The organism is Bacillus sp. FSL E2-8887 (genome assembly GCF_038007205.1).
Classification (GTDB): domain Bacteria; phylum Bacillota; class Bacilli; order Bacillales; family Bacillaceae_G; genus Bacillus_A; species Bacillus_A mycoides.
This window is the reverse complement of the sequence record NZ_JBBOWS010000001.1, coordinates 2850602-2866963: the sequence shown is the minus strand read 5'-3', so window position 1 is coordinate 2866963 and position 16362 is coordinate 2850602. Positions and strand designations below refer to the sequence as shown.

Below are 16362 nucleotides of genomic sequence, written 5' to 3'. Positions count from 1 at the left end.
TCGGGCGAGGTCTGTTTACTCATCTGATATTTGGTTATTTAAACATCACTATGTTACAAAAATAATAGAATAGTGGGGGAAGTTCCATGGAGTTAACTTTTAGATTGGCACGTCAACGTGTAGGTTTATCATTAAGAGAAGCAGCAAAAGCGGCTGGTATCGGCTACAATACCTTACAAAAGTTAGAAGGCGATACTTCTAAAATTAAAATGGAAGTTGCTAAGAAGTTGGCTGACATTTATTATATTGATCCATTCAAGCTTTATTATGGCAAAGAGGAAGATTACATAAAACAAGTGAAAAGTGAGTTTTTAGCAAGTTAACACTTGCACTTGCTGTTAGTATGCGAAAAATAATGTTTCATAAAAATCCAATTCTATTTAACTAAAAAGGATATAAAGATGGATATGCTAATCAGTTTAGTTACATTAATTTTGATAATCGTAATTATTCTATCAAACTAAAATTTATGTAAGGAGTTAGATAAGCTTAATGAAAAAATTAAATTTAACAAGTGAGCAGCAACAACAGTTTTTGAAACCAATCATCAAGTTCATACAAAGTAATCCAAGTTTATTTAACGAAGGTGGAATTAATAATGAAGATAGAACAATTAAGGGAACGAGCGATAGAGTTAAAGCAAGCTAAAAACAGTTACATCGCAAATCAACGCCTGGTACAAATGCAAGCAAGGAAAGCAACAAACGAACCTTTAGAGGTTACACGCGGTTACGCTAAATCAATGATTCACTGGCTAGATAAAGAAAGGGAAGCTAATGAAGAATTAAAACAAGTCACTTTACAATTAAGAAAAATGGAGCGTGTTACTAATGTCTAAAAAGAAACGTTACTTTACAAAACAGTTGCCAAAACGAGAAATTACATTGCAAGAAGCTTGGGATGTTGTAAGCAAGCACATGGAACAAGAATCTAGTAACGTTGGTACGTTGTTTGTTGATTGGCATAATGTATATGGTCAAGGGTGGTACAAACCTATTCTACATACGGCACACGGTAGAGTTATTGTACAAGCTTCTGAAAAGTGGGGTAGTAAACAATGAAATCATTTGAATTACAAGCGGCTGAAGCTAGACTGGAAGCGGCTGAACGTCAAATAAACAAACGTTTGAAAGAAATCGAATCAACGAGAGTTTTCGGCGGTACTGAAACTTTATTCTTAGTAGAAGAAATAAATCTTTACTTACTTCTATCAACTATAACTGGTAAACCAAACAAATATATCGAATTCTAGGAGGAAAACAAAATGAACTTATACAATTTAACTGGTCAATTTTTAAACATTCAAAACATGATTGCTGACGGCGTGGACTCTGAAGTGATTCAAGATACATTAGAAGCGGTTGAAGAAGCTATTGAACAAAAGGCTTTGAACACGGCTTACATCATCAAATATATCGAAGGCAATGTAGAAACTATTAAAATAGAAGAAAAGCGTTTAGCGGCAAAAAGAAAAGCGTTAGAAAATAACGTGAAGAACTTACATTCATTCTTAGAACAATCATTAAAAGCATCTAATATGGAAGAAATAAAAAACGAAACGTTAACACTTAAATTTAGAACTAACGCGCCATCATTAGACATAGCTGAAGGCGCTCAAATACCGCAAATGTATTATAAGACGGCTGAACCTTCATTAGATAAAAAACAATTGTTAGACGCGGTTAAAAAAGGAATTCAAGTAGAAGGCGTAACAACTAAACGAACTAAAACATTGCAAATTAAATAATTGGAGGAAATGAAAATGACAAAAGAACAAACAGCAGTTGAAGAAGTTAAAGTTGATGAAGTAGCGGTAACAGAAGAGGAACTTTACAGCTTTAATAAGATGTTTAAAATCAACGTTAATGATGTAGTAGAAAAGAAACAGAATTTAACTTATCTTTCCTGGGCGTGGGCATGGGCTGAAACTAAAAAGATTGATCAGTTTGCAGTACAAAAAATTCATTGGTTTCCATATGAAGGCGATAGCAATATCATGGTACCTTATTTAAAAACACCTAACGGCTTCTTTGTACAGGTATCAGTTACTATTCATGGACATACAGAAACGGAAATGTTGCCTGTACTTGATCATAAAAATAAACCTATTGCAAATCCTAACGCGTTCGAACTTAATAAAAATCAAAAACGTTGCCTGGTTAAAGCTATTGCATTACACGGTTTAGGGCTTTATATCTATGCTGGTGAAGACTTGCCTGAAGATACAGAAGGTGGGAAAAAGTCATTACCTGAAAGAAGTAATAGAGGTTCTAATAATGATAATACCGATAAATTAAGTAAAATGGTATTCGCTAAACGAAAAGCATTAGAGAAGAAACACGAAAAAACAGAAGCAGAAATTAATGAAGTGTTAGCTCAAAATATTGTAGGCTGGGTTCCGTACACTAAAGACCCTTCATTATTACAACAGGCTAAAGACTTGCTACAATCTTGGGGAGTGTAAACAATGAAAACAGTTGTAAGAAGCTATTCTAATAGAGGTAAAGTTAATCCTAATAACGATAAAGGATTGCCGTTTGCTGTAACAGGTGAAACAGTAACAGAACTGATAAAGAAAACTGATTCACTTTTAGAACGCGGTTATGATTTTAAAACACAATTCTATCAAGTTATTGAAACTAGACGTAATGAAAATTGCGGTTTAGGTAGAAGACGTTTTAACCAGTCTTCACGACACAATAGTGATGTTGGAATCAGAACAAGAATGTTAAAAGAACTTATGTATTACGAATGCATGATGATTAAAGAAAATTACTCCAAATCTATTTAACTAAAAAGGAGAAAATACAATGAATGAATTACATTTTAATACAGAATTAGCGAAGGAAACGAGTTTAACAACGGCTTTATTAGCGGAATACATTAGAGATATTTGTGAGTTAGAAGGTAAAAAGAAAGTAACTATCACTGGTACAGAATTCGAAGAAGCGATAGGGATTAAACCACTTGCTACTGAAAGAGCATTAAGAAAAGTAAGAGACGAAGGTTTGTTTAAATATTCTTCACGAATTAGTAAAGATGAATTCACTTTCATGATGCGTAAAAAGACACCTGAAGCGGATAACACGTTATTGAAGTTTCCTATTAAGTGTCAGTTTTCACCTAAAAGAATGTTAATACTGACAATCCTTCAGGAGCATGGAGGTTGGATGAACTCTGTTGAAGTTGGTTATTCGTCTGACGGTATTTTCACAAAAGACGCGGCTAATGCAGCACTAAACGATATGTTTAGAAAAGGCGAACTTCTTAAACGTGATGCAACGAGCAAAGGTAACGGAACTAGCGGTAAAAGAATTGAGTTCAAAATTTCGGAGGTAACAGCATAATGAGTAAATACATATGGTTCAGTTCAGTAGTGGCACAAGAAACGTTTTCTGTACATGCAGCAATATTATTAGAAAGATTTCATGAACGTGCAAAGATTGAAGGTCCTGAAATTGTTATGAATTATAAAGATAGCGTTCTACCTGGAATACCTGAATACATGGACAATCGTATACATTTTAAGAATACTGTTGAGAAGCTTCATGATGCTGGATATGGAGTTTTCACAAAGGGTGCAGGACAACATAGAAAACCTTCTTTCAAGCTCATAGCAGAGCGAATAAAGCCTGACAATAACATTCATGTTGAATACCTTTCTAACAAGGGAATCAAACGTAATTATGTTCATAATCTTTTGTGCGACCTTTACCCTAAAGAAATAGAATTACACGAAGCGGCTTTAGTGAGAATTTTAATAGAAGAAGCACAGGATATCATTTCGGAACAAGGTGTAAGAAAAGCATTAAGCGCGTTAGTTAGTGAAGGGCATTTAACTTTTGAAATGGGAAGTAGTAAAGGCGTAGTTTATAAGGACCAGGTAGGGTACAAAGTTTACAAAGAGATTAAAGGGAAGTAAGGAGAATTTACAATGAGCAACTTATTAAATGAACATCCATTAATTATATTACCGTCTTTAGCGGTAGATATTGGACTAAATGAAGCTATTATAGTGCAGCAAATACATTACTGGCTTCAGAAGTCTAATCATGAATATGATGGGCGCAAATGGATTTATAATTCAGCAGAAGAATGGAAGAAACAGTTTCCTTTTTGGGGAATCGCGACTATAAGACGAACATTCACGAAGTTAGAAAACATCGGTTTATTATTAGTTGGCAATTACAACAAATTAAAAATTGATCGTACAAAATGGTATTCTATCGACTATGAAAGATTGAGTAATCCATCTAATCAAAATGATCAAATGACAATTGATCAAAATGAACAAATGGATATGATCAATATGATTAAACCATTACCAGAGACTACACAGAGAATAACAGAAACTACTACTAACGCTAATGCTGAAGAGGTTAAACCGAAAAAAAACAAGAAAACTTATTCTCCTGAATTTGAAGAAGTATGGTCTGTATATCCTAAAAAGAGAAACAAACCTAAAGCTTATCAGAGATACAATGAAGCTAGAGCAAAGCATCATAGTCACGAAGTAATACTGTATGGTGTAACTAAATACGCTGAAGAATGCGCTAATAGAGATATGCAGTATATAAAGATGTTAGAAGGCTTCCTAAACGATGAAAGGTATTTAGAATACAAACTGGATGAAGCGAAACAAAAAGCAGCAGAAGCTAAACAAGGGACTGAAATAACATTATGGTAGTTCACTCAAATACAGCGAAAGAGTTTCTAGTTTATAAAGGTGAAACGTTCATATGTGCTGGTACAGCTAAAGAATGCGCTGAACACATGGGCGTAAAACCTGAAACGATTAAATTCTATGTAAGACCAGCATATAAAAAGCGGGTGGCAGCGCGTAAGAACGCAAGAAACTATATGATAGTTGAAGAAATGGAAGATGTAGAATTTTGACAAATCCAAATCTATTTAACGGAATTAAAATAAAAACATACGAAAAGGCGGGAAACGAAATGACAAACTTAGTATTCTTAAACAACAACAATGAAGCGGTAACAGACTCTTTAATGGTGGCTGAAGTATTCGGAAAGAAACATCATCATGTATTAGATTCTATCAAAGATATTTTGCCGATTGATCAAGAAAACGGAAAAACGAATTTTCGTTTCTCTTCATACAGAGCAGGAAATAGAAATTATCCTAAATACGATTTAACTAAAGACGGTTTCGCTTTGCTTGTAATGGGATTCACAGGAAAAGAAGCTATGAAATTCAAAATGATGTACATAGAGGAATTCAATAAAATGGAATCATATATTAAAGAAAAACAAACAAAACAAGTTAGTGCAAACGATAAACTACGTTTATTAATGGAAGCAGCCGTTGAAACTCATGAAATCGCGATGGAAACTAGAGAAGGTCTTGAAATCGTTAAAGGTGAAGTGGAAGTGTTACAAAACACTATGACAATTGATTATGGACAACAGAGCGTACTTAATAGAGCTAAGAAACGCCGTGTAGAAATGATGTGGGAAGAACGCGGGGAATTAAGCAAATACGACACTAAACAGAAAATGCATTCAGGAGCCTGGAAAGATATTTACATTCGTTTTGGTGTAGCGAGTTACAGAGACATTGCTAAAATTGATTTCGATAACGCGTTGAACTTTATCAATTCATGGATTCCACTAAGTTTATAAACTATATATAATAGATTTCGGATTAGGCTAAAGTATAGTTTAATCCAAATTTATTTAACTAATTGGGTAAAAAGTTTAATAAAATGGTTTACATGTTTAAAAAAGTGGTGTAAGATAAATCTTGTCAAAGCGACAAGGCAATTAAATGCCTGGGTGGTCATGGACGAAGAAAAGCCACTCACTTAATTGGGAGGAAACGAAAATGAAAGTAGAAGTACAAACAAAACATATAGATGAATTAACAACAGTAACAACGATTAAATACAACATGTATGATCGTAAACATAGAGAAGAACGCGGTTCATTAGTTTTAAAATTAGGTACTGAAGATTTTAAACACATTACGACAATTGAACAAGACTATTGGAAAGTTGACGTAATGCAGAAGGTAGAAAATCAATTCAAGTTCAAACCTACAAAAGAAGATGTAGTGCCGTTTGAACCTGATCAACTTGAACTAACTGAAGAACCAAATCTATTTAACTTTATTGAACCTGGAGAAGAAAAATCGGATGCAGCAGAATTACAGCCTGAGTGGTTTCAAGTGGATATGATGGTAAGTGTAAAAGATATAGCGGTATTTTACGGCGTATCACAGAAGCGAGTTAATGAAGTAATAGAAGAACTACACTTTGAGACTTATCCAGGTTCAGGAAAGTTTACAAGACGTTTTAGAAGTATCAGCGGTACTGATCAGCCTAGATTTCAAATGATTCATAGTAAATTAACAGTATAAATCCAAATCTATTTAACTATATGGGGGTAAATATAATGAAAAAACGTGAGATTATGGAAGCTATTCATAAAGAGGTTAGTCAAGTAACGGAAACAAAGGTGCAATTTACCCAGGTTATTATGGGTGCTGGTATAAGAATTGGGTTACAGCCGCGTAAAGCTGTATCTCTAGCAGAAAATATATTTTCAAAAGATTTCGTCAAAGTAAATAACCGCGTGTGCAAAGATACGATGTTTGACATCATAGAAGATTTAAACTCTGAATGGTGGTTAGCATAATGGCGCAATTTATTAAACAAGTCGATTTAGAAAGTGGAAAGATTCAATACTATGAAACGAACGAAAATGAAAGTGTCAAGTCAATGAATGACTTTATCGCTTGGTGTAAATCAATAGATTTCGAAAGTGGATTCGAAATGAAATACAGCGTTGTATCAAGGAAGGGGGAAAGAAGTCATGTCTAAAAAGGTAGTAAGGGTTATTGATTGGAATTGCGAAGCGTGTAACCATACGGAAACGAGCGGGCTGTTTGAAACGTGGATTGGTTGTCCTGTATGCGGTTGTGAAGAGTTCCTACATGGTGAATCTTACAAAAAAGAGGTAGAGGTAAATGATTAAAGAAGATTTCAAAGAGGCTTTATTTGTCAGTTCAGGTGTGTTAGCATTTTTATGGGCGTTAGGTTATGCATTAAGTTGGGCAATCGTTAACCTATAAGCCGATAAACTGTTACATACATCGGAGGAAATTACATTGAAAAACAAAAGTACAGCTTGGTTATTATGGTTATTCTTAGGAACGTTCGGCGCGCATAAGTTTTATACAGGGAACATCATTAGTGCAATTACAAAGTTATTTACAGCTAATTGGTTTTTTATAGGGTTATTCATTGATATATTTAGTATTAACAATGATGTAGACGCGGCGAACTTCAGAGCGATCCAACAAGCTAAAATGATGAAAGGCATGATGGAGTAAATGACTACTAAATATTCAAACCATGCAGACATGGAAATAAGCGTCCTAGAAGCAATGCTAGAGGATAATACCTTGATTGATGAATGCCGTCTGAATCAAAAGCATTTCCTGGACAGTAAAAATAAAGAACTTTACAAAACTATTTGCGAATTAAACGATAAAGAAATTGATATCAATCCGCAAATGATTATAAGTCATAGTGATTTAGAAATTAAAGATGTTATGAGAGTCATGTCAAATGGCTCTCTGACTTCTAACTTTGATTTCTTCCAGCGTAAAATGTTTGATTTTATCGAAATAGAAGAGATTAGAAAACTCGCGGCAACATTCTTGAGCGACACTGAAGAAAGAAACGCTTCAGAAGCTTCAGAACGCTTCATAAACAGAGTTATGAAAACAAGTGAAGAAAAGGTAGTGAGTAAAGAAACATTCATGGAGAAGCTTTCTGTACGTGTTGACAAACATGCAAATATGAAAGTGGATGGACTGTCAGGTGTCGATACAGGTTGGGATAAATTTAACAACTTTACAGACGGCTGGCAGGAAGGTGACTTGATCATAGTTGGTGGTCGTCCTGGTATGGGTAAAACAGCCTGGACCCTGGACAGTATGCGAAGAGCCGCTGAACGTGATCAAAAAGGAATTTACAAAGGAAAATATTATTCCGCTGAAATGCCTGAAGGTCAATGTATTGATAGATGGATAGCAGGACAATCAAGCCTTCCAGTTGCTTGTATGAAGAATCCAAATAGATTCCTACCATTATTCGATAAAAGTTCGAACAGTCAACCAGGTACAGCTTTTGCTAAATATCAAATGGCTGTAGGCGATTTAAGCACAATGCCTTTAGATATCAGTGAAGAAAAAGATTTAAGGATGATAAAGGCGGATATGAGAAAAGAAGTTAAAAACAATCCTGACAAGAAACACGTATTCATGATTGACCACATTTCACATATTAACGTGGATGGAATGACAGAAGATATCATTAAGTTTGCTCATATTGTTCGTGAGTTGAAACATACAGCGGTACAATTAGGGGTGCCTATCATTCTATTAGTACAGTTGAGTAGAGCGAATACAAACAGAGAAGACAAGCGCCCGACAATGGCAGACATAAGAGCGTGTGGAGAAATCGAACAGGTTGCTGATATGATCATAATGCCGCACAGAGAAAACTATTATGATAATGAAACAAAAGGTGAACGATATCAGGAAATGGAGATAATCGTTGATAAGTACAGAAATGGACGCGCTGGAACATTCATTCAAACGTTTGACACCGTGACAAATATATTCATAGATAAGGAGTAAAAAGTGGTGGTGACGGTTAAAGAGATTTATATGAGCGCGAAAGAAGACGAACTTATGTCTTTAATCGTTATCATAGATTTATTATTGCAGCACGGAAAAATAAAGTGGAAAGATGATCCTGGGCTTTTAATGTTCTACATGAGTACAAATAAGGATAAATGGAACAGGATTATAATAAATGAAATGAGAAAGAGAGGGATTGCAGCATGAAGGAAGAAACAAAAGTGCAATTAAGATCAGAAGTTTCACACATTACAGATGCAGTTGTTAAACTTGAAAAGGAAAAGAATTTTCATAAGGAGCAATACAACAAAACAATGGGTGAATTGATCAAGGCAGAAAGAAGACGCGATAAAATATTAACTAAATATCCAAATCTATTTAACAAGGATGGAAGATGATGAAAAAGAGATTAACAGAAACGTTAGTGACACAGGTAACGGCGGCACAATCTAACGGCTATGAAATTAAAGAAATAGAGATTGGTACGGGCTTATGGTACGAATTGAAAAACGAGCGTGAAAGCTTGCGTTATATAACAGCTAACGTTAAAAAGAACCTGGCGAAATACAAAACAAACCTGGAAGAAAGATTCATGGGTATTCCAGTGAAAAGAACATACGGCGAAGCAACATATAAATCAATCCAATTAAATTATAAATAGAGGTGCAACCATGAAAAAATGGCATATCAGTTTTAGAGTTAACAAAAATGAAGCAAACAGCGAGATTGAAACAGTTAAAGTAAACGCTCCAACAGGTAAAGAAGCTTTAGATATGTTTAATGCCTGGGCTAAATTCATGAAATACGATCCGTTTACAACTGTATTTAGATGTGAGGGTAAAGTAAATGAAGCTTAATAAAACGTGGGAAAACACAACGCAAGATGTAAATTATCAAATAAAAGAGTGGCAGGATAAAAACGTCCTGCACTACTCTGTCCTTGTGTTATACAAAGGTCTTGAACGTTCTCATAAATGGGGATTCACAAGCAAGGAACAGGCTAGGAAATCAATTTTAAAGCGGGTTGATATAGAAGGTCAATTCAAGATTAAAAAGGCTCCTAGAAGACGCGTGAACGCTGTAAAAGTAGAGTATGACGGAAAAGAATTTGATTCTATGACTGAACGTGATTTTTATATCTATCTACAAAACAATAAATTAGTTGAGTATATAGAAACTCACAATAGATACCACTTATTAGACGGTTATGAAATACCTAGCATAGTTAATAAGAAAGGTGTTAGGAAAGTCAGGGAAAAGCGTTACACGCCTGATTTTGTGTGTTTAATAGCTGGCGAAGAAATAGCATTCGAAGTAAAAGGTTCTGTTAAATCTATACCGCGTGACCTGTCATTGAGAAGGCATTTGTTTGAATCTAAATACGGAATACAGTTAGTTATTGTTACGCCTGATAAAAAAGAAGTAGAAGGGTGGAAATTCCATTGAGTTATAAGAAGTTGTTCAAGGTCCATTACACGAGTTGGGACGGGCTACCAGTTACGTTACAAATGAGGGGATACAACAAAGATGATGTAATTATGCAATTGAAATCATACCACCAGGTAAAAGAGCTACATTCTATTGAAGAAGGCGGGGGTGAATAATGCTAGCAGCTATTAAACGTTTTATTTGTAACTACTGGTTTGGGACTCATAAATATTATTGTATGGGAACTATAACTATTCACGGTATAACAGAAGAGGTTTGGTGCTGTAGACGTTGCGGGAAATATCGCATGATAGAGGTTTGCAATCATGGTGGTGAAAAGAAATGAGAAGGTGGTTTAAAAGATGGTTGTGTGACTTTTGGTATAAAAAGCACGACTACAAACAAGAAAAATATATATTAGATAAATATGAAATGGTGTGCAGGGTACATAAGTGCGAAAGGTGCAATCAAAGGATGATTGAGTTTTTATGACATATCTTGATGAAAGAAGTATGTACCACATGAAGGTGTATTTAACAGATAAGTTAGGTTGGGAACGCCGCGAAGAAATAGAAGGATGGGACATTGATAAAACGTTCGAAATGTTCCGTTATGTATATCATGGTGGATTAGATAAGAAATCAGAAGCTAAACAACGTGAATTAGCGCAAAAGGCTATATGGAGGAGATAGGCATGGATAAAACGATTGTGTTTAGAATAGAAGGCGTTAATCTTAATTACCAGGTAGGACAACAGATTATTATTGATGGTGTTGAAGGTAAAATAACGTCAATAAGAAGTATTAAGGCTGTAAGTTTTAACGAATACGAGATTATAGGACGGTACAAACCTAAAGTAAATTATGTTGATCAATTACTAACGCAATTCGGGAGGAACAGATAAATGAAGCATTCAATGTTTAGAATCGTAAGTTATGCAAGAAATTTACAGATAGGGGAACCTATTTTCATAGATGATGATAAAGGCGGTAAACACGGAATTGTAAGAGAAATTGTTTCTGTTAAGTGGGCTGATTGTGACAGGGTAGAAATTAGAGGTATCGCAACATTGATAACTAAAGAAGAGTATAAAATTAAATTGGAGGAACATTACAATGAGAAAAATTAAAGTAGTGTTACCAAAAAGAACGGATAAACCTAGTATGAAAGATATTAAGGAAATGAGAGAATGGATAAAAGAAATGAATATAAGTGATAGTGATTGGAGCCAATATAAAAATAAGCGTTACATGTTCACTAAGATACCTATATTTTGCGAACAATGCAGGGAACGAATGGAGCTTAGAAACGGATATCAAGTGAAGTACGGCTTTTGCGATGTGAGTTGCGGCAACAGACTTTATGGTCTAACTTAATAAACAATGATGTATAATTTTATACAATCCAATTCTATTTAACAAATGATATCTAATCACAACAATACAAAGTAGGAAAAAGGTTTATATATTCGTGTGTATAATGGTTTAGAGGAAAGCCTTTGATATTGTGCTTTCTTCGTTCTTTTGACCTTAAATGTTTTAAGTCATTTAGAACGAAGTGAAACTATCATATGTTTTAACGGTTTAAGGATAACTCTATTCTTTTAGAAAGAAGAAAACTAAAAACAGTGATTAAATGCATGATATCAAGGTTTGAGAGGAAAAGGAGAAAAAAAGAATGGATAAAGAAAAAGATTTTAAACAATTGCAACATACATATAATGTTTTTATTTATGAAGATACATTAAGCGAATTCGATATTATGGAAATAATGAAAGCTTATTGCAAAAAGTATAATGAAGATGTAACGAGAATAGAGCCTATACTTTATTTTAATCTACCAATATATACAGAATATGAAGAAGGTAAAAAGAAAAAGGGAGTCTAACGACTCTCTTTTTCTTTTAATCCAAATTTATTTAAAAAACTTACATAAATCTATGGACAAATGTATATAGATAGAGTATAATAAGAGTATAAGGAGGTGAGGGAATGGTGATCGAAACGATGACGAAGGTTGTAACACTAATCGTTGGAGTGTTTGGGATAGTAAATCTTAGCTTAGACATCCACTCTAAAACGAAGAAGTTACAACAAAATAAAAAGCGCCAGCGTAACAAACGCAAGCGCAAATAACAGAGTCGAGGGGAAAGGTTGACCGCCGAGTCCCCTCGGCAATATTATAACACGTCGATCGCCAAAATAATAATGAAGAAAATTAAACCAATTGATGTAACTGTATTTGTTATCTTATTCTTATGGATAGTGACAAACGATTTTAGTGTAATGAACGCGTTGGATTGGGCATGTATAGTGGTGGGAGTTGTATATACCATCATGTTTATAGTTAAGCTATGTATTAGAGGTGAAGGAAAGTGAAGTATCATTTAAACTCTAGGGAAGAAATGGAGGACTTCATTAAGAGTGAAGTCCTCATAACATCCGAGGCAATGGAGATTTTAGGAGTGAATCGTTCTCGTATGAGTGCTATGGTCAAAGCTGGTAAGTTATCGCCAGTTAAGAAGCTAGGGAATGTGAGTTTATTTCTAAAAACCGATATAGAAGCCAAAAAAGAAGAATTAGAAGTGCTGAGGGTAAAATACCGTCCTTACGATGAATAAGAGGGATTATCCCTTTTTTATTGTAATGAGAGTCTAAACGGCTCTTTTTTTTGTTGTCAGAAAACTTTTCGACCTATTCTGAAAAACGCAATAGATATCATTGGATAAACTTTGTTAAATAGAATTAGAGCGTTATATACTAGTAACTGTAAGACATGAGGATTTCTTACAAGCGTCGGAAAACGCGTAAATAAAAAAAATTGTATCGGTATAGATACACTTAATTATTCTATTTCTTTATAAACGTTGTTACCTACTCTAAATTGATACAATAGTAATTACTCACATTCTTACTAATGTATGATACGTAAATTATCCTTTGTGTTCTGAAAAGTTCTAGTATACGTAAAATATTCTTGATTTCTTGTTTTAAATAACATAAAGTCTTTTATCACAAAATGGATCGTCATTAGTCTGACCAGTGGACACGCTGATTGAATGAACTGACAAAGGCAGTCTGTAAGCTGCCTGGAAGTCATAAGGCGTACTAAAAAGAATGTGTTTCACCTCCTGAATGAACCAGTCTTAGTACCTGCTTAAATCACACAAATACTGTACTTGTGGCTTCCAGGGTGTTTATAACACCTTTCCTATCTATCTGTTTTGATAAGATTGCTTACTTAATACTTACTTTAATCATTGTTAAACACTCCTTTAAATTGTGAGAAGGGTTTTCCCTTCTTTAAGAGTATTACAAACCGATGGCGTGCCACTTAGTGCGGTCACTGTAGTGCTTTTAAAGAAGTGAAAAACTTCAAAATAATATAGTCTCACTAATACTAGAATTAGTGGTCTACTTTTCATGCCTGTTAGGTAGAAGGCTATAATATTTTTGCAAAATGTTCTCCTGACGGAGCGTATACAACTGAATCGAGAAACACATATGTGAGAAGTTTTGCTTCTCATTAAGCGTATAAGAGTTTTTATGTTTGCTGCACGGGATAGTAAACAACGGTTTAGGCATAGACCGCACTCCTTTTTCTCTTATACGTTTAATGAGTGGTACAACTCCGTTAATCCATAACGTAAAGGGAAATACAATACAAAGGTTATTATCAAACAATTGTATTGAACAAAAATTCATATAATAAGAGTAGCGAAACAGCTACGCTAAATAACAATGAATTTGATAACTAAGCGAAATTGTATGAAGTGCGATAAAGGCATGAATTACGAGTCTACGGACTATAAACATTGATCAGGGACTAACTACCCTGAATCATGTCCAGGTGTGCAAACTTGGTAACTGCAAACGAGAAAGTGCGTTAAACGACTCGTTGTCATGCTGGTTCGATTCCAGCCCTGGGCATTATCTTTTATAGTTATAAAGTGAGAAACAGAGATATCGCCATTTCTGTTTTTTTCTTTACCAAAAGGAGGAAATGATATGTGGAAAAAGTTGAAAGCATTAACCTGGAAAGAATGGAAAGAAGTATTTAAAGAAACATTCAGAGGTACATTCATGAGTAAATCATGGTTATTAAAAACATGCGGTTTGATTCTGTTTGGTTGTACTTGGCAACAAGTAGGATTACAGCAGCATTGGTATAATTGGATTTTATACGTTGTGGGGTCAATCGTTTCTATTAGCATGATGGATGCAGGATATAAAAAGAAATAGGTTGCACTTAATGTGTGACCTTTTTTAATTCTATTTAACAACGATGGAAAATATTCAATTCTATTAAACAACATACGTTATATTGAAAAGGCGAACGTATAAACGAAATATTGAGAGGTGGTAACATGCATGATTTAAACGAACGTCAAAAACGATTCGCGGATTATTACATTGAAACAGGGAACGCTTCAGAAGCTTACAGGCGGGCGGGATACAAAGCCGAAAACCCTCGGACTGTCGAAGTCAATTCTTCTAAGCTCATGAGAAATGCTAAGGTTTCAGCCTATATTGATTCTAGGATGTCTGATGTTGATTCTAAGCGCGTTGCTGACGGTAATGAAGTATTAGAATTCCTTTCTTCTGTAATGCGTGGTGAGGTTTCAGGTAAGGTCCTGCGAGGTGTTGGACAAGGTGAACAAGTTATAGCTGATATCGCGCCAACATTAGGTGAAAAGATTAATGCAGCAGTTCAGTTAGGAAAACGTCATAGACTATGGACAGAAAAAGTTGAAGTTGAAGGCGTGGCACAAGTTATTATTAATGGTTCTATTGGTGATACGTGCGATGAGTGTGGAAAACATTATGAAGAGTGTGAATGCTAATGTTAGAAAGTTGGCAAGGATTCTTTTTTGTGCTGCTGCTCATAACTGTACCATTGGCGCTGATAGACAAATACGAAAAGAAAGCGCGGGAAGAGCATGAACGAAAACGTTAATCACATTGATATGAGAAACGTTATTTCACCGCGTTTCAAGAAAGTCTATTATCTATCAGAAATGAAGAAACACCTGCGGTATGTATTGAAAGGTGGTCGTGCTTCGGGTAAGAGCTACTTCATACCGTTCCGCATATTAATGGACATCATGGAATATCCGATCAGTTGGTTGGTGCTGCGAAAAGTGCAGAATACTATTGTCAGGTCGGTATTCGAACAGATTAAAGAAGCAATGGTATTACTAGGTATAACACATCTATTCAATATCGTACCTTCCCGCCTGGTAATGGAATATAAACCGCGTGGGAATAAAATATATTTCCTGGGCTGCGAAGAACCTGAACGGATTAAATCTATTAAAGACGCGCAATTCCCTATTATGGGTATGTGGATTGAAGAGATAGGAGAATTCAGAGCTGAAGAAGATGTTTCTATTATTGAGAAATCAATCTTACGTGGTGAGTTTGAAATCAAGCCTGAACAACGTACAGAGCTACCAAACTATGAATACACGTTCTTCTATAGCTACAATCCACCTAAACGCCGTGGACACTGGTTAAACAAGAAGTATAACAGCAGCTTCATACCTGAAAATACACACGTTAATCATTCTACTTACTTAGATAATAAACATTTAACTAAGGCGTTCTATGAAGAAGCAGAGATTGAAAAGGAAATGAACCCGCTTAAATACAGGTGGGAATATCTCGGTGAAGCAATCGGATCAGGAAACGTTCCGTTTGATAATATCATCGCTGCTGAAATAACGGATGAACAGATAAGTCAATTCGATAACATTAGACAGGCTGTCGATTTCGGTTATGCAACGGACCCGCTGGCGTTTGGTCGTATGCACTATGACAAGAAGAAGCGAACGCTGTATATATTCGATGAATTGTATGGAGTACGCATATCAAATAGGGAATTAGCGAAATGGATTAAGAAGAAGGGCTACACGGATATCGAGATAACAGCCGATAGCGCGGAGCCTAAATCTATTGCAGAACTGAAGCAGGAACATGACATATACAAGGTTAAAGGCGCTAAGAAAGGACCTGATAGCGTTGAGTATGGCGTTGAATGGCTTGGAGACTTATATGCAATTGTGATTGATCCTAAACGCTGCCCAAACGCTCTGAAAGAATTCGAGAATGCTGATTGGGAAACCGACAAAGACGGAAACCCGCGTCCTCGACTGCCTGACAAAGATAATCACGCAATTGATATGACGCGTTACGCAATGGAGAAAGATATGAAACGTTCTAAGAAGATTAGAACAGTTAAACGAAGTGAATTAGGCTTCTAATA

General features: G+C 35.2%; 36 protein-coding genes and 1 pseudogene. All 37 read left to right on the top strand.

Annotation, left to right across the window (positions count from 1 at the left end; all coding sequences use genetic code 11):
• Nucleotides 1-86 precede the first annotated feature (86 nt).
• The 37 genes and pseudogenes from NSQ08_RS14560 to NSQ08_RS14380 all read left to right on the top strand — a co-directional run bounded on the left by NSQ08_RS14560 (nt 87) and on the right by NSQ08_RS14380 (nt 16360).
• Nucleotides 87-323, top strand: a complete 237-nt coding sequence (locus NSQ08_RS14560) for a helix-turn-helix domain-containing protein (protein WP_340776253.1) — start codon at nt 87-89, stop codon at nt 321-323.
• Between the two features lie 169 nt (nt 324-492).
• Entirely contained in the window at nt 493-648 is a 156-nt protein-coding gene (locus NSQ08_RS14555) for a hypothetical protein (RefSeq protein WP_340776249.1), read from the top strand.
• Nucleotides 599-838 carry a hypothetical protein gene (locus NSQ08_RS14550; RefSeq protein ID WP_340776246.1) on the top strand — a complete coding sequence of 80 codons (240 nt, stop codon included), beginning with the start codon at nt 599-601 and terminating at the stop codon, nt 836-838. The genes NSQ08_RS14555 and NSQ08_RS14550 overlap by 50 nt, the downstream gene beginning before the upstream one ends.
• Nucleotides 831-1061 carry a hypothetical protein gene (locus NSQ08_RS14545; RefSeq protein ID WP_340776243.1) on the top strand — a complete coding sequence of 77 codons (231 nt, stop codon included), beginning with the start codon at nt 831-833 and terminating at the stop codon, nt 1059-1061. The genes NSQ08_RS14550 and NSQ08_RS14545 overlap by 8 nt, the downstream gene beginning before the upstream one ends.
• Entirely contained in the window at nt 1058-1252 is a 195-nt protein-coding gene (locus NSQ08_RS14540) for a hypothetical protein (protein WP_340776241.1), read from the top strand. Before NSQ08_RS14545 ends, NSQ08_RS14540 begins: the two co-directional genes overlap by 4 nt.
• Nucleotides 1253-1264: 12 nt before the next feature.
• Entirely contained in the window at nt 1265-1747 is a 483-nt protein-coding gene (locus NSQ08_RS14535) for a siphovirus Gp157 family protein (protein ID WP_340776237.1), read from the top strand.
• A gap of 15 nt (nt 1748-1762) precedes the next feature.
• Nucleotides 1763-2464 carry a Sak single strand annealing protein gene (locus tag NSQ08_RS14530; protein ID WP_340776234.1) on the top strand — a complete coding sequence of 234 codons (702 nt, stop codon included), beginning with the start codon at nt 1763-1765 and terminating at the stop codon, nt 2462-2464.
• 3 nt (nt 2465-2467) lie between these two features.
• Nucleotides 2468-2791 (top strand): hypothetical protein, encoded by a 324-nt coding sequence (locus tag NSQ08_RS14525; RefSeq protein WP_340776232.1) that lies wholly within the window; start codon nt 2468-2470, stop codon nt 2789-2791.
• 19 nt (nt 2792-2810) lie between these two features.
• Nucleotides 2811-3347: a hypothetical protein gene (locus NSQ08_RS14520; protein ID WP_340776228.1), complete on the top strand. Its 537-nt coding sequence runs from the start codon at nt 2811-2813 to the stop codon at nt 3345-3347.
• Nucleotides 3347-3922, top strand: coding sequence for a hypothetical protein (locus tag NSQ08_RS14515; RefSeq protein WP_340776225.1), 576 nt, complete (start codon nt 3347-3349; stop codon nt 3920-3922). Before NSQ08_RS14520 ends, NSQ08_RS14515 begins: the two co-directional genes overlap by 1 nt.
• A gap of 12 nt (nt 3923-3934) precedes the next feature.
• Complete coding sequence (locus NSQ08_RS14510) at nt 3935-4687, top strand: hypothetical protein (RefSeq protein ID WP_340776222.1); 753 nt, start codon at nt 3935-3937, stop codon at nt 4685-4687.
• The gene (locus NSQ08_RS14505; protein WP_340776219.1) at nt 4681-4896 is read left to right on the top strand and encodes a hypothetical protein; all 216 of its coding nucleotides are present in this window, start codon (nt 4681-4683) and stop codon (nt 4894-4896) included. Before NSQ08_RS14510 ends, NSQ08_RS14505 begins: the two co-directional genes overlap by 7 nt.
• A gap of 59 nt (nt 4897-4955) precedes the next feature.
• The gene (locus tag NSQ08_RS14500) at nt 4956-5642 is read left to right on the top strand and encodes a Rha family transcriptional regulator (RefSeq protein WP_340776217.1); all 687 of its coding nucleotides are present in this window, start codon (nt 4956-4958) and stop codon (nt 5640-5642) included.
• A gap of 202 nt (nt 5643-5844) precedes the next feature.
• On the top strand, nt 5845-6378 hold the full coding sequence (locus tag NSQ08_RS14495) for a hypothetical protein (protein WP_340776215.1): 534 nt from the start codon (nt 5845-5847) through the stop codon (nt 6376-6378).
• A gap of 35 nt (nt 6379-6413) precedes the next feature.
• Nucleotides 6414-6656, top strand: a complete 243-nt coding sequence (locus tag NSQ08_RS14490; RefSeq protein WP_340776213.1) for a hypothetical protein — start codon at nt 6414-6416, stop codon at nt 6654-6656.
• Nucleotides 6656-6841: a hypothetical protein gene (locus NSQ08_RS14485; RefSeq protein ID WP_340776211.1), complete on the top strand. Its 186-nt coding sequence runs from the start codon at nt 6656-6658 to the stop codon at nt 6839-6841. Before NSQ08_RS14490 ends, NSQ08_RS14485 begins: the two co-directional genes overlap by 1 nt.
• Nucleotides 6834-6995: a hypothetical protein gene (locus tag NSQ08_RS14480; RefSeq protein ID WP_340776209.1), complete on the top strand. Its 162-nt coding sequence runs from the start codon at nt 6834-6836 to the stop codon at nt 6993-6995. Before NSQ08_RS14485 ends, NSQ08_RS14480 begins: the two co-directional genes overlap by 8 nt.
• 133 nt (nt 6996-7128) lie before the next feature.
• Complete coding sequence (locus tag NSQ08_RS14475; RefSeq protein WP_340776207.1) at nt 7129-7353, top strand: NINE protein; 225 nt, start codon at nt 7129-7131, stop codon at nt 7351-7353.
• Nucleotides 7354-8667, top strand: coding sequence for a replicative DNA helicase (locus NSQ08_RS14470; protein WP_340776202.1), 1314 nt, complete (start codon nt 7354-7356; stop codon nt 8665-8667).
• 6 nt (nt 8668-8673) lie between these two features.
• Nucleotides 8674-8877 (top strand): hypothetical protein, encoded by a 204-nt coding sequence (locus NSQ08_RS14465; RefSeq protein WP_340776199.1) that lies wholly within the window; start codon nt 8674-8676, stop codon nt 8875-8877.
• On the top strand, nt 8874-9068 hold the full coding sequence (locus tag NSQ08_RS14460) for a hypothetical protein (RefSeq protein WP_340776197.1): 195 nt from the start codon (nt 8874-8876) through the stop codon (nt 9066-9068). Before NSQ08_RS14465 ends, NSQ08_RS14460 begins: the two co-directional genes overlap by 4 nt.
• Nucleotides 9068-9331, top strand: coding sequence for a hypothetical protein (locus NSQ08_RS14455; RefSeq protein WP_340776194.1), 264 nt, complete (start codon nt 9068-9070; stop codon nt 9329-9331). The genes NSQ08_RS14460 and NSQ08_RS14455 overlap by 1 nt, the downstream gene beginning before the upstream one ends.
• 10 nt (nt 9332-9341) lie before the next feature.
• Nucleotides 9342-9527, top strand: a complete 186-nt coding sequence (locus NSQ08_RS14450) for a hypothetical protein (protein WP_340776192.1) — start codon at nt 9342-9344, stop codon at nt 9525-9527.
• Nucleotides 9517-10116: a DUF1064 domain-containing protein gene (locus NSQ08_RS14445; protein ID WP_340776189.1), complete on the top strand. Its 600-nt coding sequence runs from the start codon at nt 9517-9519 to the stop codon at nt 10114-10116. The genes NSQ08_RS14450 and NSQ08_RS14445 overlap by 11 nt, the downstream gene beginning before the upstream one ends.
• Nucleotides 10113-10274 (top strand): hypothetical protein, encoded by a 162-nt coding sequence (locus NSQ08_RS14440; protein ID WP_340776186.1) that lies wholly within the window; start codon nt 10113-10115, stop codon nt 10272-10274. Before NSQ08_RS14445 ends, NSQ08_RS14440 begins: the two co-directional genes overlap by 4 nt.
• A complete protein-coding gene (locus NSQ08_RS14435; protein WP_340776183.1) occupies nt 10274-10444 on the top strand; it encodes a hypothetical protein in 171 nt (56 codons plus the stop codon). Before NSQ08_RS14440 ends, NSQ08_RS14435 begins: the two co-directional genes overlap by 1 nt.
• Before the next feature lie 142 nt (nt 10445-10586).
• Nucleotides 10587-10790, top strand: a complete 204-nt coding sequence (locus tag NSQ08_RS14430; RefSeq protein ID WP_340776180.1) for a hypothetical protein — start codon at nt 10587-10589, stop codon at nt 10788-10790.
• A 2-nt stretch (nt 10791-10792) separates the two neighbouring features.
• A complete protein-coding gene (locus NSQ08_RS14425) occupies nt 10793-11002 on the top strand; it encodes a hypothetical protein (protein WP_340776178.1) in 210 nt (69 codons plus the stop codon).
• Nucleotides 11003-11227 (top strand): hypothetical protein, encoded by a 225-nt coding sequence (locus NSQ08_RS14420; RefSeq protein WP_340776176.1) that lies wholly within the window; start codon nt 11003-11005, stop codon nt 11225-11227.
• Complete coding sequence (locus NSQ08_RS14415; RefSeq protein WP_340776173.1) at nt 11214-11474, top strand: hypothetical protein; 261 nt, start codon at nt 11214-11216, stop codon at nt 11472-11474. The genes NSQ08_RS14420 and NSQ08_RS14415 overlap by 14 nt, the downstream gene beginning before the upstream one ends.
• Before the next feature lie 301 nt (nt 11475-11775).
• On the top strand, nt 11776-11985 hold the full coding sequence (locus NSQ08_RS14410; RefSeq protein WP_340776170.1) for a hypothetical protein: 210 nt from the start codon (nt 11776-11778) through the stop codon (nt 11983-11985).
• Between the two features lie 104 nt (nt 11986-12089).
• A complete protein-coding gene (locus NSQ08_RS14405) occupies nt 12090-12233 on the top strand; it encodes a hypothetical protein (protein ID WP_340776168.1) in 144 nt (47 codons plus the stop codon).
• 239 nt (nt 12234-12472) lie between these two features.
• Nucleotides 12473-12718 carry a helix-turn-helix domain-containing protein gene (locus tag NSQ08_RS14400; RefSeq protein WP_340776165.1) on the top strand — a complete coding sequence of 82 codons (246 nt, stop codon included), beginning with the start codon at nt 12473-12475 and terminating at the stop codon, nt 12716-12718.
• A 1223-nt stretch (nt 12719-13941) separates the two neighbouring features.
• Nucleotides 13942-14027: pseudogene (locus NSQ08_RS14395) on the top strand.
• A 78-nt stretch (nt 14028-14105) separates the two neighbouring features.
• Nucleotides 14106-14339, top strand: a complete 234-nt coding sequence (locus tag NSQ08_RS14390; protein WP_340776162.1) for a hypothetical protein — start codon at nt 14106-14108, stop codon at nt 14337-14339.
• A gap of 110 nt (nt 14340-14449) precedes the next feature.
• The gene (locus NSQ08_RS14385; protein ID WP_340776159.1) at nt 14450-14941 is read left to right on the top strand and encodes a terminase small subunit; all 492 of its coding nucleotides are present in this window, start codon (nt 14450-14452) and stop codon (nt 14939-14941) included.
• A gap of 96 nt (nt 14942-15037) precedes the next feature.
• A complete protein-coding gene (locus tag NSQ08_RS14380; RefSeq protein WP_340776156.1) occupies nt 15038-16360 on the top strand; it encodes a PBSX family phage terminase large subunit in 1323 nt (440 codons plus the stop codon).
• Nucleotides 16361-16362: the final 2 nt, after the last annotated feature.

Excerpts from the sequence above, each read along its gene's own strand:
- NSQ08_RS14405 (WP_340776168.1), top strand. The coding sequence starts at position 12,090 with ATGGTGATCGAAACGATGACGAAGGTTGTAACACTAATCGTTGGAGTG.
- NSQ08_RS14430 (WP_340776180.1), top strand. The coding sequence starts at position 10,587 with ATGACATATCTTGATGAAAGAAGTATGTACCACATGAAGGTGTATTTA.
- NSQ08_RS14460 (WP_340776197.1), top strand. The coding sequence starts at position 8,874 with ATGAAGGAAGAAACAAAAGTGCAATTAAGATCAGAAGTTTCACACATT.
- NSQ08_RS14455 (WP_340776194.1), top strand. The coding sequence starts at position 9,068 with ATGAAAAAGAGATTAACAGAAACGTTAGTGACACAGGTAACGGCGGCA.
- NSQ08_RS14535 (WP_340776237.1), top strand. The coding sequence starts at position 1,265 with ATGAACTTATACAATTTAACTGGTCAATTTTTAAACATTCAAAACATG.
- NSQ08_RS14390 (WP_340776162.1), top strand. The coding sequence starts at position 14,106 with ATGTGGAAAAAGTTGAAAGCATTAACCTGGAAAGAATGGAAAGAAGTA.
- NSQ08_RS14560 (WP_340776253.1), top strand. The coding sequence starts at position 87 with ATGGAGTTAACTTTTAGATTGGCACGTCAACGTGTAGGTTTATCATTA.
- NSQ08_RS14555 (WP_340776249.1), top strand. The coding sequence starts at position 493 with ATGAAAAAATTAAATTTAACAAGTGAGCAGCAACAACAGTTTTTGAAA.
- NSQ08_RS14495 (WP_340776215.1), top strand. The coding sequence starts at position 5,845 with ATGAAAGTAGAAGTACAAACAAAACATATAGATGAATTAACAACAGTA.
- NSQ08_RS14450 (WP_340776192.1), top strand. The coding sequence starts at position 9,342 with ATGAAAAAATGGCATATCAGTTTTAGAGTTAACAAAAATGAAGCAAAC.
- NSQ08_RS14480 (WP_340776209.1), top strand. The coding sequence starts at position 6,834 with ATGTCTAAAAAGGTAGTAAGGGTTATTGATTGGAATTGCGAAGCGTGT.
- NSQ08_RS14545 (WP_340776243.1), top strand. The coding sequence starts at position 831 with ATGTCTAAAAAGAAACGTTACTTTACAAAACAGTTGCCAAAACGAGAA.
- NSQ08_RS14415 (WP_340776173.1), top strand. The coding sequence starts at position 11,214 with ATGAGAAAAATTAAAGTAGTGTTACCAAAAAGAACGGATAAACCTAGT.
- NSQ08_RS14485 (WP_340776211.1), top strand. The coding sequence starts at position 6,656 with ATGGCGCAATTTATTAAACAAGTCGATTTAGAAAGTGGAAAGATTCAA.
- NSQ08_RS14540 (WP_340776241.1), top strand. The coding sequence starts at position 1,058 with ATGAAATCATTTGAATTACAAGCGGCTGAAGCTAGACTGGAAGCGGCT.
- NSQ08_RS14470 (WP_340776202.1), top strand. The coding sequence starts at position 7,354 with ATGACTACTAAATATTCAAACCATGCAGACATGGAAATAAGCGTCCTA.
- NSQ08_RS14515 (WP_340776225.1), top strand. The coding sequence starts at position 3,347 with ATGAGTAAATACATATGGTTCAGTTCAGTAGTGGCACAAGAAACGTTT.
- NSQ08_RS14490 (WP_340776213.1), top strand. The coding sequence starts at position 6,414 with ATGAAAAAACGTGAGATTATGGAAGCTATTCATAAAGAGGTTAGTCAA.
- NSQ08_RS14520 (WP_340776228.1), top strand. The coding sequence starts at position 2,811 with ATGAATGAATTACATTTTAATACAGAATTAGCGAAGGAAACGAGTTTA.
- NSQ08_RS14445 (WP_340776189.1), top strand. The coding sequence starts at position 9,517 with ATGAAGCTTAATAAAACGTGGGAAAACACAACGCAAGATGTAAATTAT.
- NSQ08_RS14420 (WP_340776176.1), top strand. The coding sequence starts at position 11,003 with ATGAAGCATTCAATGTTTAGAATCGTAAGTTATGCAAGAAATTTACAG.
- NSQ08_RS14500 (WP_340776217.1), top strand. The coding sequence starts at position 4,956 with ATGACAAACTTAGTATTCTTAAACAACAACAATGAAGCGGTAACAGAC.
- NSQ08_RS14410 (WP_340776170.1), top strand. The coding sequence starts at position 11,776 with ATGGATAAAGAAAAAGATTTTAAACAATTGCAACATACATATAATGTT.
- NSQ08_RS14525 (WP_340776232.1), top strand. The coding sequence starts at position 2,468 with ATGAAAACAGTTGTAAGAAGCTATTCTAATAGAGGTAAAGTTAATCCT.
- NSQ08_RS14380 (WP_340776156.1), top strand. The coding sequence starts at position 15,038 with ATGAACGAAAACGTTAATCACATTGATATGAGAAACGTTATTTCACCG.
- NSQ08_RS14425 (WP_340776178.1), top strand. The coding sequence starts at position 10,793 with ATGGATAAAACGATTGTGTTTAGAATAGAAGGCGTTAATCTTAATTAC.
- NSQ08_RS14435 (WP_340776183.1), top strand. The coding sequence starts at position 10,274 with ATGCTAGCAGCTATTAAACGTTTTATTTGTAACTACTGGTTTGGGACT.
- NSQ08_RS14550 (WP_340776246.1), top strand. The coding sequence starts at position 599 with ATGAAGATAGAACAATTAAGGGAACGAGCGATAGAGTTAAAGCAAGCT.
- NSQ08_RS14510 (WP_340776222.1), top strand. The coding sequence starts at position 3,935 with ATGAGCAACTTATTAAATGAACATCCATTAATTATATTACCGTCTTTA.
- NSQ08_RS14505 (WP_340776219.1), top strand. The coding sequence starts at position 4,681 with ATGGTAGTTCACTCAAATACAGCGAAAGAGTTTCTAGTTTATAAAGGT.
- NSQ08_RS14530 (WP_340776234.1), top strand. The coding sequence starts at position 1,763 with ATGACAAAAGAACAAACAGCAGTTGAAGAAGTTAAAGTTGATGAAGTA.